The organism is Bradyrhizobium sp. S3.3.6, assembly GCF_040546905.1.
Taxonomy (GTDB): Bacteria; Pseudomonadota; Alphaproteobacteria; order Rhizobiales; family Xanthobacteraceae; genus Bradyrhizobium; species Bradyrhizobium cytisi.
In genome coordinates, this window is record NZ_JBEPOT010000018.1 from 96,844 (window position 1) to 113,241 (window position 16,398).

The 16,398-nt window shown below is 61.9% G+C and carries 13 protein-coding genes, 1 tRNA gene and 1 pseudogene; 6 read left to right on the top strand and 9 right to left on the bottom strand.

The window, feature by feature from the left end; translation table 11 throughout:
• Positions 1–172: 172 nt before the first annotated feature.
• Entirely contained in the window at positions 173–3,802 is a 3,630-nt protein-coding gene (locus tag ABID59_RS35155) for a hypothetical protein (RefSeq protein WP_354086406.1), read from the top strand.
• A gap of 136 nt (positions 3,803–3,938) precedes the next feature.
• On the opposite strand, the gene ABID59_RS35160 is transcribed toward ABID59_RS35155, so the two are convergent.
• Genes ABID59_RS35160 through ABID59_RS35175 form a run of 4 tightly spaced genes read right to left on the bottom strand, consistent with a single transcriptional unit; the run spans position 3,939 to position 9,285 of the window.
• The gene (locus ABID59_RS35160) at positions 3,939–4,550 is read right to left on the bottom strand and encodes a TetR/AcrR family transcriptional regulator (RefSeq protein ID WP_148755838.1); all 612 of its coding nucleotides are present in this window, start codon (positions 4,548–4,550) and stop codon (positions 3,939–3,941) included.
• A gap of 15 nt (positions 4,551–4,565) precedes the next feature.
• Complete coding sequence (locus ABID59_RS35165) at positions 4,566–7,676, bottom strand: efflux RND transporter permease subunit (RefSeq protein ID WP_148755839.1); 3,111 nt, start codon at positions 7,674–7,676, stop codon at positions 4,566–4,568.
• 3 nt (positions 7,677–7,679) lie between these two features.
• Entirely contained in the window at positions 7,680–8,138 is a 459-nt protein-coding gene (locus tag ABID59_RS35170; protein ID WP_148741716.1) for a nuclear transport factor 2 family protein, read from the bottom strand.
• Positions 8,139–8,178: 40 nt separating this feature from the next.
• On the bottom strand, positions 8,179–9,285 hold the full coding sequence (locus ABID59_RS35175; protein WP_148755840.1) for an efflux RND transporter periplasmic adaptor subunit: 1,107 nt from the start codon (positions 9,283–9,285) through the stop codon (positions 8,179–8,181).
• Positions 9,286–9,442: 157 nt separating this feature from the next.
• On the opposite strand from ABID59_RS35175, the gene ABID59_RS35180 reads away from it, so the two are divergent.
• The 3 genes and pseudogenes from ABID59_RS35180 to ABID59_RS35190 form a co-directional block, all read left to right on the top strand.
• A complete protein-coding gene (locus ABID59_RS35180; protein WP_148755841.1) occupies positions 9,443–10,021 on the top strand; it encodes a TetR/AcrR family transcriptional regulator in 579 nt (192 codons plus the stop codon).
• A gap of 149 nt (positions 10,022–10,170) precedes the next feature.
• Entirely contained in the window at positions 10,171–10,479 is a 309-nt protein-coding gene (locus ABID59_RS35185) for an alpha/beta fold hydrolase (protein WP_246230415.1), read from the top strand.
• A gap of 22 nt (positions 10,480–10,501) precedes the next feature.
• Positions 10,502–10,662, top strand: a pseudogene (locus ABID59_RS35190) (beta-ketoacyl-ACP synthase II); the annotation flags it as partial.
• Positions 10,663–10,805: 143 nt separating this feature from the next.
• Here the strand turns inward: ABID59_RS35190 and ABID59_RS35195 are convergent.
• A tRNA-Ser gene (locus ABID59_RS35195) sits at positions 10,806–10,895 on the bottom strand.
• A 194-nt stretch (positions 10,896–11,089) separates the two neighbouring features.
• On the opposite strand from ABID59_RS35195, the gene ABID59_RS35200 reads away from it, so the two are divergent.
• On the top strand, positions 11,090–11,443 hold the full coding sequence (locus ABID59_RS35200; protein WP_354086407.1) for a hypothetical protein: 354 nt from the start codon (positions 11,090–11,092) through the stop codon (positions 11,441–11,443).
• A gap of 33 nt (positions 11,444–11,476) precedes the next feature.
• Here ABID59_RS35200 and ABID59_RS35205 read toward each other — a convergent pair whose 3' ends face one another.
• The 3 genes from ABID59_RS35205 to ABID59_RS35215 form a co-directional block, all read right to left on the bottom strand.
• Positions 11,477–12,940, bottom strand: coding sequence for a trehalose-6-phosphate synthase (locus ABID59_RS35205; protein WP_187435406.1), 1,464 nt, complete (start codon positions 12,938–12,940; stop codon positions 11,477–11,479).
• A 234-nt stretch (positions 12,941–13,174) separates the two neighbouring features.
• The gene (otsB, locus tag ABID59_RS35210) at positions 13,175–13,996 is read right to left on the bottom strand and encodes a trehalose-phosphatase (RefSeq protein ID WP_148755848.1); all 822 of its coding nucleotides are present in this window, start codon (positions 13,994–13,996) and stop codon (positions 13,175–13,177) included.
• 4 nt (positions 13,997–14,000) lie between these two features.
• Entirely contained in the window at positions 14,001–15,488 is a 1,488-nt protein-coding gene (locus tag ABID59_RS35215) for an MFS transporter (RefSeq protein WP_354086408.1), read from the bottom strand.
• Between the two features lie 130 nt (positions 15,489–15,618).
• Here ABID59_RS35215 and ABID59_RS35220 point away from each other — a divergent pair, with 130 nt between their 5' ends.
• Entirely contained in the window at positions 15,619–15,990 is a 372-nt protein-coding gene (locus ABID59_RS35220; RefSeq protein ID WP_354086409.1) for a DUF3175 domain-containing protein, read from the top strand.
• A gap of 3 nt (positions 15,991–15,993) precedes the next feature.
• On the opposite strand, the gene ABID59_RS35225 is transcribed toward ABID59_RS35220, so the two are convergent.
• Positions 15,994–16,398 (bottom strand): methyl-accepting chemotaxis protein (locus ABID59_RS35225; protein WP_354086410.1); only part of this gene is annotated, 405 nt, incomplete at its 5' end.

The following is a 16,398-nucleotide window of genomic DNA, read 5'->3' on the forward strand; positions in this document are numbered from 1 at the left end:
GCAGGTCACGATTTCGGCAGCAGAAATCGTGCGAGCATCCGTTCAACATTTCGTTCAGAGACAGCAACTGCTTGACAGACATTTTCAGCCATCGCAGTTTTAGGTTGAATAGCCCTCGCATGATTTTGCTTTGCTCGTTTGATTTTCCAAGCACCGAACGCGGAGCATTCATATGACGGTTATTCCTCCCGCCAGTGGCATTACCATCCACAATGGCGACACGATGGATGTCAGTGGCGGCGCTTCCGTCGATAACACGACGATCCAAACTGGCGGCTTGCAGACTGTCGGCGGATCTTTCTCAACGAGCACGGCAACCCACACTGTCATCGATGGCGGAGAACAGGACGTTATCTTCGACGGCGTCGCCAGCTACACGACCATCAACCAGGGCGGAATCCAGCGCGTAACTGGCGAATTTGTCCATGAAGGTCCAACTCCCGGCGAGGTTGATCACACCACGATCAATGACGGCGGCGAGCAGGACATCGACACGGGCAGCGCAACCGCGACGACTGTCAATTCCGGCGGCGTCCAGAACGTGACGAACGGCGGCAGCGCCAGCGGCACGATCGTCAATTCCGGCGGTGTTCTCAAAGTTTCAGGTGAAACCGTGGAAACGGCGCCGGTGTATCCGCCGCCGGTTATCCAAAGCGTGGCGACCGCGGCAACCATCAACTATCAGGGTGAATTCGACGTCACTGGCGGCGGGACTGCAGTGAACACCATCGTCAACGGCGGCGCCATGACCGTCTCGGGATCGATACCGGATCCGTTCGCCAACGTCCCGGGCCAGCCCGCCGTCGACGCCAGCATGGCGACCGGCACCACCGTCGAAAGTTTTGGAATCCTGACGGTATCGAACGGAGCGTTGGTATCCGGGACCACCCTCCAAAACTTCGGCAGGCTGAATGTGGATGCAGGTGGCACAGCGACCGGCACGATAATCAATTACGGAACGATGCAACTGTCCGCCGGCGCAACCGCGACCAACACGACCGTCAATCAGTACGGCGCTTTAATCGTGCTTGGTAACGCCAATTTTTCGGGGACAGTCTTCAACGCCGGCAGCACTCTCGAGATCGGCGACGGCACGATCGAGAACGGATTTACGGTCGCGAAGAGCGTGACGCTAGCGGTTTTGGACGGCGGTGTCCTCAATAACAGTAGTATCTCCGCAGGCGGAACGCTTATCGCTGAAGCCGGCGCGACGCTGTCCAATACCACCTTCCAGAGTGGCGCAACGTTTATTATCGACTATGGCTACACGGAAAACGGCTTCACCGTGTCGAACGGCATACTCTTTGAGGTGTTCGGCACAGCCACGAACACGACGATATCAGCGGGCGGCAAGGAAATCTTAGGTAACTACGGCGAAGGAGGCACCGCCAGCAACACCGTTATCAATGGCGGCGAACAGGATGTTGGACTTATCTCCACCGCGAGTTACACCACGATCAACATGGGCGGCATTCAGCGTGTAACCGGCCTCTATATACACGATGAGCCGGGTCCAGGGCGGGCCGATCATACGACCGTCAACAATGGCGGCGCGCAAGATGTCGATACTGGCATCGTTACGTCAACGACCGTCAATGCCGGCGGCGTCCAGAATCTCACCAATGGGGGCATTGCCAGCGGCACAATTGTCAAATCAGGCGGCATCGTCAATGCTTCGGGAGAAACCGTCTATCATTCTCCCGGGGGCCAATACGCCTTCGTCATCAGAAGTGAAGTCGATTCAGCTGTCGTCGGCAGCGGCGGCCAATTGCACCTGTCCGGGGCGGGGATCGCCAAGAACGCCACTATCAATGGCGGTGTGATGACGGTTTCGGGGTCGATTGCAGACCCCACGAGCGACCCAAGCGCACCGGCGGTCGACGCCAGCACAGCGAGCGGAACGATGCTCAATTCAGGAAGCATCTCCGTCTCGGACGGCGGCATCGTCACTTCCACGACTTTGAACGGCGGCATGCTTGATGTGCTGGATCAAGGCACTGCGAACGCGTCGACAATTTATCGTGGCGCCGCGGAACTCGTCGAATTGGGTGGCGTTGTCGGCGCGACCACGATCGCCGGCGGCACGCTCGATCTCAAGGCGGGCGCGATGTCGGACGACGCGATCACCTTCTCCGGCCAAGGCACATTCAAGATTGAGCAGAAGCTGGTTTCGGGCCCATCGACCTTTGCAAGCCAGATCAAGGGCGTCTCGCTGGGCGACCAGATCGATCTTTCCGGTCTGTCCTATTCCAGCGGCGCGACGGCGACTGTATCCGACTCGAAGCTCACGGTCAGCAACGGTGCGGCCAGCGAGACCTTCTCACTGGCGGATACGTCGGTTACGCGTTTCGGCATCACGAAAGACGGCTCCGGCGGCATTCTGCTGACGGCCGCAGCGCTGCCCTCCATCGCTGGAGTCGTATCGGGACAAGCGACCAGCAACGAAGCTGCGATCAATCCATTCGCGACCGTAACGATCACAGATCCAAACGCGGGAGCAACGGATAGCCTCCTCATCACCCTCGCGGGCGCGGCCGGCATTCTGTCCGGGACAGGATTGACCTCGCTTGGAAATGGAATCTACGAGCTTGCAGCGACCAGCGCTGACAAGCTGACCGCCGAACTGCACGCGCTCACCTTTGTGTCCTCGCCGCACGGAGACGGCAGCGCAACGACCATATTCACGCTGAGCGACACGAGCAGCGTGGGCTTGACCGTCAGCGACGCCCACACCTCCGTCATCGACACACATCAAGCCGGTCCCACGACGGTCAACGGTCCCGCATCCGGTTATGCGACCATTCAGGGCACGACGGGCAACGACATCATCCACGCCTATGGTATGTTCAATATTATCCACGGCAATGGCGGGAACGACACGATCTACGCCGGACTATACGGCACGGTTGACGTGCCGAGCGGCGACAGCACCGTCCACCTGGAGGGGTTCGGCAACCGCGTAACCGGTGGCGACGGCAATATCACGGTGACGGGATCGACAGGCGCCACCATGATTACGCTCGGTCATGGCAACGACACCATCGACGCCAGCGGCTACGGGAACATCATCGCGCTGGGCAACGGCGATAATCTTGTCCATCCCGGTGACGGCACCAGCCTAACGACGGCTGGCAACGGCAACGACCAAGTGACGCTCTCCGGATTTGGCAACACGGTCATGCTTGGAAATGGCAACGATCTCGTCACGGGCGGAGGCGGCGCCAACAGCGTCACGCTCGGTGATGGCGACAACACCGTGAATCTCGGCGGGATGGTCAACCAGATCACCGTCGGTTCCGGAACGAACACGATCATAGCCGGCAACGGAGCGGATAACGTCGTTGCTGGCGCGGGCCACGATACAATCACACTTGGCGGAGTCGCCAATCACGTGGCGCTCAACGGGTCCACGGCAAGTGTGACAAACCAGATTGGCCTGGACGTCATTACCGTCAATGGCGGATCGGACCAGTTCAACTTTGTCGGGTTCGGCAATCAGGCGATCATCAATGGCCCGGCCCATGTCGACATCAACGATCACGGCACGGGTCTGACCGTCTCTGTCAACTCCAGCAGCCAAATCGATACGATCTCCGGATTTGGTAATGACCCGCTCGGCGTCATCGACCTTGGAAACGGCGCAGGCAATTACCACTCCGTCGCCGACATCATGAGCGCGCTAAAGAGCGACGGACATGGCGGGACCCAGCTTGCCCTGGGCAGTGCTCCTAACGCAGGGTCTCTCGATTTCATCGACACCGCGATCAGCCAGTTGCACGCATCGAACTTTGTGATCGTGTAAAGAGAGTGGCAGTCGATCCGCGTCGATGTACGGGCTGTTTGTTATCTCGGCGCGTGGGCACCTACGGTCCTCGCTACCACTAACCAGCTGCCCGCTGCACCTCAGGCCTCGGTGTAGGCTGGAAATAGGAAACTGGCTAACCGGTCTTGCCGAGAGCTTTCAGGATAAAGCGTATCTGGTCGCGCAGACGTGCTTCGGTTCCGTCGTGCTGAACGCAGTGCTCGATCAGAATTGGATGAAAGAATGGCGTGAACGCGGATCTAACCGCCCGCGCCGCTTGCACGGCATCCTCGACGTCGAACTCGCCCGCTTCGGTGCCTTCGCGTATGATCGCCTCAGAAATCGTCAGCATCCGCTCGATATGCGCCTTGATGATTGGCCAGTTTCCCTGCGTGGCAGCGACGATCAACTCGTGCATGGGCCGTGCCCCGACCAGCATCATCTTGTTGTGGTGGTGAACGGCGGTCAGAAGCTGGTCGAGTTTCTCCCCGGCCGGCGCGTTGGTGCGTGCGATCGCGAAAGCGATGTCGGCAACCTCGTTCATGAGACGCCCGCAGACGGACTCGTTGATTGCATTCCTGGAAGGAAAGAAACGGTAGATATTGGCCGGGCTCATGCCGAGTTCAGCGGCGATGTCGGCCACCGACGTCCTGTGATGACCGACGCGGCGAAAGCGCTCCTCCGCCGCTCCCAGTATCCGCGCGCGGGCCTCGTCGGACTCTTTTCCCGTTCGGACCGGACGATCCATTGGAGTAACGGAGCCTTATTCGGCAGCCATTGCTGGTCGCAATTCCGGCTCCTCGCGCGAGACCTCGTGCATATCATCTGCGGTGGGCTTGATCCGAAACCAGGCAGCGTAAAGCGCGGGGAGGAACAGCAGGATCAACACCGTTCCGACTGCGGTGCCGCCGATCAGCGTATAGGCCATCGACCCCCAGAAAACGGAATGCGTGAGGGGGATGAACGCTAGCACGGCAGCAAGTGCGGTCAGGATCACAGGCCTCGTGCGCTGCACCGTTGCCTCGATAACGGCGTGATAGTCATCAAGTCCGGCGGCAAGGTTCTCCTTGATCTGTTCGGTCAAGATCAGGGTGTTGCGCATCAGGATGCCCGCCAGTCCAATCAGGCCCAGAATCGCATTGAATCCGAAGGGCTGGTGAAAGGTCAGCAGCATCGGCACGACACCAACGAGGCCAAGCGGTCCCGTCAGCACGACCATGGCCATCGTCGAGAAGGATCGCACCTGCAGCATGATGACGATCAGCATGGCAGCGATCATGGCGGGAAAGATCGTCGCCAGCGCGTCGTTGGCCTTGGTTGCCTCCTCGATCGATCCGCCCAACTCGATACGATAGCCGGCCGGCAGGGATGCGATCAGCGGCTGAAGGGCGATCTTGATCTCCTTAGAGACCTCCGGAGGTTGGGTCGCCTCATTGATGTCCGAGCGTATCGTGACGACAGGGATGCGATCGCGGCGCTTCAGAATCGGCTCTTCAAATCGGACTTCCGAATGGCCGACCTGATCGAGCGGAATTGATCGGCCGTCCCGGCTCGTCAACGAAAAATCCGCCAGGCGCGCCGGATCCAGTCGCTCACCGCCGGCGCTGCGCGCCACGATGGGGACATTGCGGATGTCCTCGCGGACCTGCGTAACCGTGATGCCGGTGAGGAGGAACTGGAGCTGCCGGCCCACTTCGGCTGGCGAAAGGCCGATGAGGTTCAATCGATCCTGATCCGGGATGAAACGGAGCACGGGCGTACGATCACCCCAGTCGCGATTCGCCTGCCGCACGTCGGGAACGCCGCGCATGACCTCGAGGGCCCTTTGAGAAACCGCGTATAATTGGGCGGGGTCGGGACCCATGACCCGAAACTCCACAGGGAAAGGCGTATAGGGTCCGAACACGAGCTGGGTGACGCGTACATTGGCCTCAGGTGCAAGGCCCTGTGACACCGCCTGTCGGAGCCGATGCTTCAAAGCCTCGCGCGCCTCCGCGTCCGGCGTCAGCACGACGATCTTGGCGAAGGCCGGATCAGGCAGCTCCGGCGCCATCGCGAAGAAGAAGCGGGGAGCGCCCTGACCGACATAGCTCGTGACGATCTTGGCCGCCGGCTGGTCCTGCAGCCAGTGTTCGACTTTCTCGACCGTGGCGGTTGTCGTCTCGATGCTGGTGCCTTCCGGCAGGCGAACCTCCACCAGCACTTCGGGGCGGTCGGACGTCGGGAAGAACTGCTGCTTGACTCCACCCATGCCGACGACGGAAAGCGCGAAAGCGATGGCGACGATGCCGCAGGTAACGAACTTGTGGCGCACGGCGAAGGTAATGAGCGCGCGCAGGCGCCGATAGTTCGGCGTACCGTAGATCGCGTGGTGACCACCTTCGATCGGTTTGATCGCGGGCAACATCTTGACGCCCAGATAGGGCGTGAAGACCACCGCGACGATCCAGGAGACGACGAGAGCGAACCCCACGACCCAGAAGATGTTGCCGGCGTATTCGCCGGCCGTCGAGCGGGCGAAGCCCACGGGCAGGAAGCCGGCGATCGTCACGAGTGTGCCCGACAGCATCGGCGCCGCAGTGTGGCTCCACGCATAGGCCGCCGCCGAGATGCGGTCCATGCCCTCTTCCATTTTCACCACCATCACCTCGATTGCGATGATGGCATCGTCGACGAGAAGACCAAGCGCCAGGATCAGGGCGCCGAGCGTGATGCGGTCGAAGAACCGGCCGGTCTCCAGCATGATGAGGAACACGACGGCGAGCGTCAGGGGGACGGCAGCCGCGACAACGATGCCGACGCGCCAGCCGAGGCTGAGCAGGCTGACCAGCAGCACCACGCCGAGTGCCATCGCGAACTTCATCATGAACTCGTCAACCGCCGAGGTGATGTTGACGGCCTGATCGCTGACCTTGGCCAGGCTCATCCCGAGTGGCAGTGTCCGAGCGATAGCTGCGGACCGCTCCTCTAGTGCCGTGCCGAGCGCGAGACCATTCCAGCCCTCCTGCATAACGGCCGCGAGCATGATTGTGGGCTCACCCTGGTGTCGGATGATGTAGGTGGGTGGATCCTCGTAGCCGCGGCGGACCTCGGCAATGTCGGAAAGCTTCAGCGTTCGCCCGGCAGCGACGATCGGCGTGTCGGCGATCGCCTGAACGCTGTCGTAAGCACCATCGACCCGGATGAAGACCTGCGGCCCCTTGGTGTCGATCGAGCCTGCCGGTGTGACCGTGTTCTGCCGCTGCAAGGCGGCAACAATGTCCGGTGCCGATACGCCGAGGGTTGTCAGTTTGGCATAGGAAAACTCGATGAATATCTGCTCGGGGCGTTCCCCGAGGATGTTGATCTTCTTGACGCCGGGTACATGCAGGAGATCCTGGCGAATGGTCTCGGCTTGCCTGGCGAGTTCGCGCATCGGCATGCCGTTGGCCTTGAGGGCATAGAGGGCGAAGCTCACGTCCGAATATTCGTCGTTGACGAAGGGGCCGAGCACGCCAGGGGGCAGCTTGCGCGCTTCGTCCCCAAGCTTCTTGCGGGCCTGGTAGAATTCCTCCTGCACGCTCGATGGCGGCGTGCTGTCCTTCAGCGTAACCGTCATGTACGCATAGCCGGGCCGCGTCGTCGTCTCCACCCGGTCGTACCAGGTCAGTTCCTGAATCCGCTTCTCCAAGGGTTCGGCGACCTGGTCCTGCATCTCGCGTGCTGTCGCGCCCGGCCACACGGTGGTGACCGTCAGGGTCTTGATGGTGAAGGAGGGGTCCTCCGCCCGCCCGAGCATGAAGAAGGCGTAGGCGCCCGCGGCCGCCAGCAGGAGGATGAAGAACAGGGTGACGGCCCGTTCGCGAACAGCGATCGCGGAAAGATTGAGGTTCATCTGCTAACTCACAATTGGTTCGGCGACAGCCTCTGTGAGGCCAGCTGCCGCTTGGACGCCAAGCCCACGAGCGGCTTGCTGTGAATCTTGAAATTCCTCGAGTGCATGGACTCTGCCCCACCGCAGAGTGAATACGTGGAGACCGCGGTTGACGTACGAGGCGTCGCCGTCGAGCAGCGTTGCGGTGCCGTCCCACTCGACAAAGACAGTGGTGTTCCAGGGCCAGCCCTTCACCCAGACATTGTTGACCGTGAGATGGAGAGTGGGCAGGACGCGTCCGAGCCGCTCAAACCAGCGGCGCACAGCCTGTTTGTCGTGGCGCTCGCCGCCAAGGGCGTGGGCGCCGGAAACGCGGTGATGGACATGCGGCGCGACTGCTTTCACCGCTTCATCCCAGCGATGGTTGTTGACGTGGTCGAAGGTCTTTCGGATTTCTTGCTCGACGATGTAGCTGTACAGCATGTGGCTTCTCCAACGGCCAGCGCGGAAAGATTGAGACGCTTCAGTTGCTCCGGCTTTCAGAGGCGGTCCTGACGTGAGCGCCGTCCTGCAGGAGATGAGCGCCCAGCGAAACAATGGGATCACCAGAGCTCAGCCCGGAGATCACGGCGGCTTCGCTGGTCACACGCACAAGCTTGATGGACCGAAAGTGAACGGTCGAGGTAGCGTTGTCGAAGACCCAGACGCCGGTCTTTCTGCCGTCATCGAGCAGGGCTCCCAGCGGCACCTGGACTTCCGGCTGACTCTCCTGGCTTGCGAGCCGAATGGTGACCGTCGCGCCAAGCGGTGCCGCCGCGGCCTCACCATCAAGCACGTAGCGGGCCTCATAGGTGCGGGTCTGGGGATCGGCGGAATCCGACAACTGCCGGAGATGCGCGGTATAGCGGCGTCCATCGCTCCCATACAGGCTCGCCTCGGCGAGCGAGCCGATCGCGGGTCGGATCGTTTCGGGAAGCGCCACCACAGCTTCGCGAGGACCGGACTGTGCCAGCCGAACGACCGCTTGGCCGGCGGAGACCACTTGTCCCGGCTCGCCAAGCGTTTGGGTAACCGTTCCGTCCGCATCGGCCAGCAGGACGGAATAGGTCGCCTGGTTCTCGGCGACGCGAGCGTCGGCTTCGGCCGCGGCGAGTTGCGCACTGGCAGTATCCGACGCGGCCTTCGCCTGCTCATAGCGCTGTTTGGAAGTCCATCCGTCGTTCACCAGGTTGGCGTATCGCCGCTCATCGGCTTCGGTCTGAACGACACTTGCACGCGCGGCGGCGACGGCGTTGCGCTTCGCTGCGACCGCGAGGCGCAGGTCGGTTTCGTCGATCCGCATCAGCGACTGCCCGGCTTTGACCTGCTCACCGACATTCACCAGCCGCTCAACGATCTTGCCTGCGACGCGAAAGCCGAGATTGCTTTCCACTCTCGCGCCGATAGTGCCCGTAAACCCGCGCTCGGATCCGCTCACCCGTGCGGCCGTGACCAAGCTGACCATCGGCGGTTCCTGCCTCGGGTCGCCCACGGCGGAGGCTTCTGGGGCGAAGATGCCAAGACTAACGAACGTGGCCACCCCCGCCGGGATCAAAATACCGGCCAAGACCGCAAAACCCCGCATCTTCATCTCAGTCTCCCAAATTTAGATTTCGTTTGCACTCTATATCTCGCTTAGAGTTCGAATGCAATCTAAAAGAAGAAGGGGAGATGATTCTTGTTAGATTGCGTTCAGCCGCTATTTAGCCTATTAGAGTTCGAGCACAATCTAACTTCGGAGGATGCCGATGCGAGTAAGTCGCGTTCAGGCCGCGGAGAACCGCCAAACCGTGATCAATGTGGCAAGTCGCCTCTTCAGGGAGCGCGGCTTCGATGGCATCGGGCTCAAGGATCTGATGGAGGGGGCCGGCCTAACCCAAGGCGCCTTCTACAAGCAGTTCGCGTCGAAAGAGGATCTGGCGGTCGAGGCGTCCAGGCGGGCATTGGAGAGCGCGACCGGCCGATGGTCGGACGCAGCCGCTCAAAATCCTGATGATCCGCTTAGCGCAGTGATCGGGTTTTACCTCAGTGGCGACCATCGCGAAGAGAAGATGGACGGCTGCCCGATCGTGGCACTCGGCTCAGATGCCGCCCGACAGGGCCCCGACGTCAAGGCGGCATTCGAGGCCGGGATCAAGGCGCATCTCGACGTGCTCAGCCGTTTCGTCGCCGGGACCGGCGACGAGACCTCCCGCGGCAAAGCGATGGCCATTCTCGCGACGATGGTTGGCGCGGTGACGCTCTCGCGCGTCGTCAACGACCCTGATCTGGCTCAGGCGCTTTTGGATGCTGCGGCCGAACAGGTTCGCGACGCCGCTGCCGCCTGAAAGCACGCTCCTCGAAACACGGAGAGATCGAATGCTCAGCCCGACCGAAGCCAAGCCAAGCTTGCTGAAGATATCGGACAAGCTAAGCGTACGTTTCCAAAAGACCGGCAGCGGGCCTCCGCTGCTTCTCATACATACGGTGTACTCCATTGACCTCCCGGGCCACGGCCACTCACCAAATTGATCCGAGCGCGAGCTTCGACGCGGGATACAAGCGGGTCGCACGCAAGGTGCTGGCGGGTTGGCGCTCCTGGAGCAAGGCCCGCGACTACTATCGGCACATCTCGGCACCCGTGACGCTCGTTTATGGCGATAGCGATTGGTCTCGGCCCAATGAACGCCAACGCACCCGGTCGCCGATTCCAGCCTCGCAGATGGTGACGCCCAAGAACACCGGCCATTTCTCCGCGGTCGAGAATCCGTCGGAGCTGGCTCGCGCTGTATTGGCGACAGAATGAGCGCATGATCGAAAGCAACCATGTGAGCGCCACCAAATCGGCAACCGGTCATCTGCTCGGCGCGGCCGGAAGAGCGGAAGCGATCCCGGCGATGCCAGGCGCATGACGATGGAGCATGCGGTCTCCAACGGATTCGGCTTCGGGGGCATCAACGCCAGCGTGATCTTTCCGCGCTGGCAATGAGGGGTTCGACCGCACCCGTTAGCAGCCACAGGAAGCCTATCGCGGGGGGAGCGATCCAGGAGATCGCCGACACGGCCTGATAGGCGCTCAACCGCGCTGTTAGGATCGTAGAAGATCGTAGCTTGGCTTACAGAATCGTGGAATGGCGGAGAGAGTGGGATTCGAACCCACGGTACGGTTTCCCGCACACACGCTTTCCAAGCGTGCGCCTTAAGCCACTCGGCCATCTCTCCGGAGCGCCTTCTCTTGAAGGGACGCCGGTGATTTTGCAAGGGATCGCAGGTAAAACGGTCGGATTTTCCGCAACATATTGTATTTACAGCGGAATATCTCGCGCCACGAGACCGCCGGAACTTGCCTATGGCTGAACCAGTCGCGGGTTTGGCGCGACGATTCATTCAACGACGCCAAACACGACGGGGACGCCATGGCCATCTGCAAAACCATCACCGCGCCAAGCCTGATTTCGGCCCTTGTTTTGGCCCTTGGCGCCGCCTTTACCGCGTCAGCCAACGCGCAGGCCTGCATCCGGCAGGGCGTCGATGTGACCTGCGACGATGGGCGGCGCGGGGTGCTTTCGGGCGATGCCATCCTCTGGCCGGACGGGACCCGCTCCAGCTCGACCCCGCACCAGAGCGTGATCATCGGCAACAAAAGCTCGGTGCATGTCGGACCCGGCGTGTTCGTCGGCCAGGGCAAGGGCGTGGTGCCAATGGACGATCCGAACGCGCCGAGCAAGCGGCAGTGTGCGATTCTGGATGGCGTGTCGTATTGCTATTGACGCTCGCCTCTCCCCATAAGAATGGGGCGCGAGTTAGATCAACCGCACACCCGATATCGCCGACTTCAACCAGCGAAGCGCCTGCGGCGGTTGCGCGGCGAGCGGGGCGGCCGCGACCTTCTCGGTACGGCACTTCTCCAGCTCGGCGACGAAATCCGACGACCATTGCTGGATGGTGTGGCCGCGCAACGTCTTCATCATCGCGTCCCAGCGCATCTTGCGCTCGGTGAGCGGCATCGCGGCAGCGACCGCGATGGCACGGGCCATGCCGTCGATGTCGTGCGGGTTGACCAGCAGCGCCGTCTCCAGCTCGTTGGCAGCACCGGCGAACTTTGACAGCACCAGCACGCCGGGATCGGCCGGGTTTTGCGCGGCGACATATTCCTTGGCGACAAGGTTCATGCCGTCATGCAGCGGCGTCACCACGCCAACCTGCGCAGTGCGATAAAGGCCTGCCAGCACGGTCTGGCTAAAACCCTTGTTGAGATAGCGGATCGGCGTCCAGTCGACCTCGCCATGGCGGCCGTTGACGTCGGTGACGAGGCGCGCGACGTCGTTCTGCAGATTGCCATACGCTTCGATCGCGCCCCGCGACGGGTTGGCGATCTGCAGCAGCGAAATGCTGCGCGCGAACTGCGGATGCTCGGTCCAGAGCCGGTCGAACGCGGTGATGCGATTGACGAGGCCCTTGGAGTAATCGAGCCGGTCGACGCCGATCGCGAGCCGCTCGCCATTGAGGCTGCGGCGCAGCCGCGACACATCCGGATGAGACACCGACTTCGCGGCGTATTGCGCGAATTTTTCCGCATCGATGCCGATCGGAAACACTTCACAGCGCGTGCGACCGTGCTGGGAAATGACGACGCCATCATCGACCGTGAGGCCGAGCTCGCCGCCGACATAACCGAGAAAATTCTGACAATCCTCGTCGGTCTGGAAACCGAGCAGATCGTAAGCCAGCATCGCCGTGATCAGCTCGCGATGATTTGGCACGCCCTGCATCACCGCAGCCACCGGCCAGGGAGTGTGCAGGAAGAAGCCGATGGGGTCATCGACGCCGAGATCGCGCAGCTCCGCGCCGAGCGCGAGGAAATGATAATCCTGCACCCAGAACGCAGTCTGTGCCTTGCGGAAGCGCATCAAGGCACGCGCCATGAACGCGTTGACCTCGCGATAGCTGACATAGTCCTCGCGCGAGACGCGGATCAAATCGCTGCGCGAATGCAGCGCCGGCCACAGCGCCGAGTTGGCAAAGCCTTCATAGTAGCCGCCATAATGCGCTGCCGGCAGATCCAGCGTCGCAATCGCGCCGGAGCCCAGCGCCTCGATCTCGGCGAAAGGCTCCTTCTGATGGCCGTCACGTACGCGACCGGAGGAACCCACCCAGATGGCACCCGAATGCTCCACGACCGGAAGCAATGCCGCAGCGAGGCCGCCCGTCATGGGCTCGTTGGGTTTCCCGCGCGCAACTCGATTCGAAATGACGACTAAATTCACAGGTCGTCCCCTCCTGTTCATTCCACCCCGTTTAACTGCCGTTCATCAATATGGTTCCTGTCATCATTTCTGCGAAATGAAACCAAAGTCAGGCGCGCGCGTTGGAACCAGTTTCCCTGAGGGAACCCGGGGATTTCGTTCGGAAAAGGGGAGCCTTGGCGTGAAATTCACGCAACATAAGTTAGGCGCGCGAAGGAACTGCGCGTTACAATGTGGCTCTGCGATGACCGTGCCTTATTCCAACCTTGTGTCGTCGAGCAGGTGCGCGAGGAACGCACGCACATCGTTCGGCGCATCGAAGTGACCGTTGACGCCGATGGCGCGGCGGCCGACCGAGAAGGAGAGCCCGTTCATGTCGGGCATGATCGCGAACACGGTTTCATCGGTGACGTCGTCGCCGATGAAGATCGGGCGGCGTCCGTTGAAGGGCTCGTGCTTCATCAGCTCGCGCACGCCGGTTGCCTTGGTGAAACCGGGATGCTTGATCTCGCAAACGAACTTGCCGGGCAGCACCTCGATCGGCGCATTGGGCAGATCGGCCCGGATCAGCGAGACGGCTTCATAGATCGCCTTCTCGGCATGCGGCGCAAGCCGGTAATGCAGCGCCAGCGAATAGCCCTTGTCCTCGAGCAGAATGCCGGGACTGAGCTTTGCGATCGCGGCCAGCCGCCGCTTCAGCTCCTTGTCCATCGGGGGTGCGTGCACGTCGTCGGCTTCATTGTCCACCGACAGCCGCATCTCCGCACCGTGACCGGCGACGGCGCGAAACACATCGGGCGCAAAGATCAGGTCGATGTCGTTGAGCGAGCGGCCGCTCACCATTGCCAGCGCGCCCGAGGTGCGCTCCGTCAGCCGGTTCAGCGTCTCCGAGAGGCCCGGCGGCACCCACACCTCGCGCGGCGTCGGCATCAAATCGAGCAGCGTGCCGTCGATGTCGAGCAGGATCGCGGTCTCGTTGAGATGCGGGACGAGTGCATGCGGCACCGGGACGGCGTCGGGCGCTTCTTCGTCGGGCATGGCGTGCTTCTGATCCAATTCAGCAAGTTCCGATGTCATAAGTCTACTCCATAAAGGCAAGCGGCCGCGCGATTTGTTCGAGCGATTTGCGCTCCGCGGAGACGGCGTAGCGCCATGCCACGATCGCAGCCGCGATCATCAGGGCAGCCCCCAGCAAATAGCCGGCGAACACGCTGTTGCGTGATCCCGTGTCGATCAGGGCGCCGAACAGCGCCGGGCCTACGACGCCGCCGATGCCCGTGCCCACCGCATAGAACACTGCAATCGCCAGCGCGCGAACTTCGAGCGGAAAGGTCTCGCTCACAGTGAGATAGGCGGCGCTCGCCGCAGGCGAGGCAAAGAAGAAGATCACCATCCAGGCAATGGTCTGCCCCTGCGCGCTCAGCGCACCGATCGAGAACAGATAACCTGACACCGCCAGCAGCAGGCCCGAGACGCCATAGGTGAACATGATCATGGTGCGGCGGCCTAGCGTATCGAACAGGCGGCCGAGCATCAGCGGACCAAGGAAGTTTCCGGCCGCGAACGGCAGCAGGTACCAGCCGACATGATCGGCGCTGATGCCGTAGAAATCGGTCAGCACCAGCGCAAAGGTGAAGAAGATCGCGTTGTAGAAGAAAGCCTGCGCGACCATCAGCACGAGGCCGACCAGCGCGCGCTGGCGATAGACAGAGAACAGCGTGTGCACGACTTCCCTGATCGGGGTGTGATCGCGCATCTTCAGGCGCACCTTGGCGAAGCGTCGACCGCTTGGATCCTGATCATGCCCGGTCACCGAACGCTCGATGCCGTCGACGATCTTGTGGGCCTGATCCGGGCGGCCATGGATCATCAGCCAGCGCGGGCTTTCCGGGATCCACATCCGCATCAACAGCACGACGAGACCGATGGTCGCGCCGATGAGATAGGCAAGACGCCAGCCGAGATCGGGCCCGACCAGCGAGGGGTCGAGCAGCACGATGGCTGCGACCGCGCCCATCGCCGCGCCGATCCAGAAGCTGCCGTTGATGACCAAATCAGTCCAGCCGCGGTAGCGCGCCGGCACCAGTTCCTGGATGGTCGAGTTGATCGCCGTATATTCGCCGCCGATGCCGGCGCCGGTCAGGAAGCGGAATAGCGCATAGCTCGCGATATCCCACGACAGCGCGGTCGCGGCCGTCGCGGAGAGGTAGAGCGCAAGCGTGATGAAGAACAGTTTTTTACGGCCGATGCGGTCGGTCAGCCAGCCGAAGCCGATCGCACCGAGCACAGCGCCTGCAAGATAAGCCGAGTTGGCAAAACCAAGATCGAGGTTGGAGAAGTGCAGCGTCGGGCTCTGCTTCAGCGCACCTGAGAGCGCGCCGGCCAACGTCACCTCGAGCCCGTCTAGAATCCAGGTGATCCCGAGCGCCAGCACCACACGGGTGTGAAAGCCGCTCCAGGGCAGCGCATCGAGCCGCGCGGGAATGCTGGTCTCGACAATGCGATCGGTAACGGCCGCCGTCGAGACTGCAGGTCCATCATTCGGCGCTGGGCTCTGCTGCAATTCCATCGGGTTGCTGGGTCACGGGAGGTGCGGCATTCCGCCTGCCACCTGCGACAACGTCTGCGGCAAGAGCAGGTTCCCTTAGGAACGTCGCCCGATGCCGGCCGTTTCTGCTGGAGCCGCAAGGAGTTGACGCATGGCTCATGTCAGAAAGACGACACATTCGCGCAAAACTGCAGCACACAGGAAGACCAGCGCGAGGCGCAACACCGCGCGCAAGGGCACAAAGCGTGCCGCGCCAAAACGCTGGTCGCAGCGCGTCACAAAGGAGAGCGACGCACTCGACCTCAAGCGCGGCGTGTTCACGCTCACGAGCCCGAAGCGGATCGCGGCCTCACTGAAGCGCTCTGCCGAACACAGCGCCCGCCGCAAGACCGGTGCCTATCGCTCTGCGCTGTCGATGCTGACGTTCTATATCAACCGCGCCGGCAAGACGTTGCCAAAGACGCAGCGCGAGCGGTTGGAGAAAGCGAAGGTGGAGCTGAAGCGGGCGTTTGGGAAGGAGTGATCCTTACGCCGCCCGGATATTCGCCATGAACCGGTCGAGCTCGGCGCGCAGCCGGGTGCTTTCGCTCGACAGCGTCTTGGCCGAGTTCAGCACCTCTTCCGAGGCCGAGCCGGTTTCGGCGGCGCCGCGATTGACCTGGCCGATATCGGTCGCGGCGGTCTGGGTGCCCTGGGCGACGGTCTGGACACTGCGGGCGATCTCCTGGGTCGCGGCGCCCTGCTCTTCCACCGCGCTGGCAATCGAGGTCGAGATCGACGAGATCTTGCCGATGGTCGCGCCGATCTCCTTGATCGCGGCAACCGATTCGGCGGTCGCGCCCTGCATGCCCGTGATGTGCGAGGAAATCTCGTCGGTAGCCTTGGCGGTTTGACTCGCCAGGGACTTCACCTCGCTTGCGACCACCGCGAA

Bases quoted from the DNA above. Each gene is read 5' to 3' on its own strand.
- ABID59_RS35165 (WP_148755839.1), bottom strand. From the start codon at position 7,676: ATGAACCTCAATCTTTCCGCGATCGCTGTTCGCGAACGGGCCGTCACC.
- ABID59_RS35215 (WP_354086408.1), bottom strand. From the start codon at position 15,488: ATGGAATTGCAGCAGAGCCCAGCGCCGAATGATGGACCTGCAGTCTCG.
- ABID59_RS35180 (WP_148755841.1), top strand. From the start codon at position 9,443: ATGCGAGTAAGTCGCGTTCAGGCCGCGGAGAACCGCCAAACCGTGATC.
- ABID59_RS35200 (WP_354086407.1), top strand. From the start codon at position 11,090: ATGGCCATCTGCAAAACCATCACCGCGCCAAGCCTGATTTCGGCCCTT.
- ABID59_RS35175 (WP_148755840.1), bottom strand. From the start codon at position 9,285: ATGAAGATGCGGGGTTTTGCGGTCTTGGCCGGTATTTTGATCCCGGCG.
- otsB (WP_148755848.1), bottom strand. From the start codon at position 13,996: ATGACATCGGAACTTGCTGAATTGGATCAGAAGCACGCCATGCCCGAC.
- ABID59_RS35160 (WP_148755838.1), bottom strand. From the start codon at position 4,550: ATGGATCGTCCGGTCCGAACGGGAAAAGAGTCCGACGAGGCCCGCGCG.
- ABID59_RS35155 (WP_354086406.1), top strand. From the start codon at position 173: ATGACGGTTATTCCTCCCGCCAGTGGCATTACCATCCACAATGGCGAC.
- ABID59_RS35170 (WP_148741716.1), bottom strand. From the start codon at position 8,138: ATGCTGTACAGCTACATCGTCGAGCAAGAAATCCGAAAGACCTTCGAC.
- ABID59_RS35220 (WP_354086409.1), top strand. From the start codon at position 15,619: ATGGCTCATGTCAGAAAGACGACACATTCGCGCAAAACTGCAGCACAC.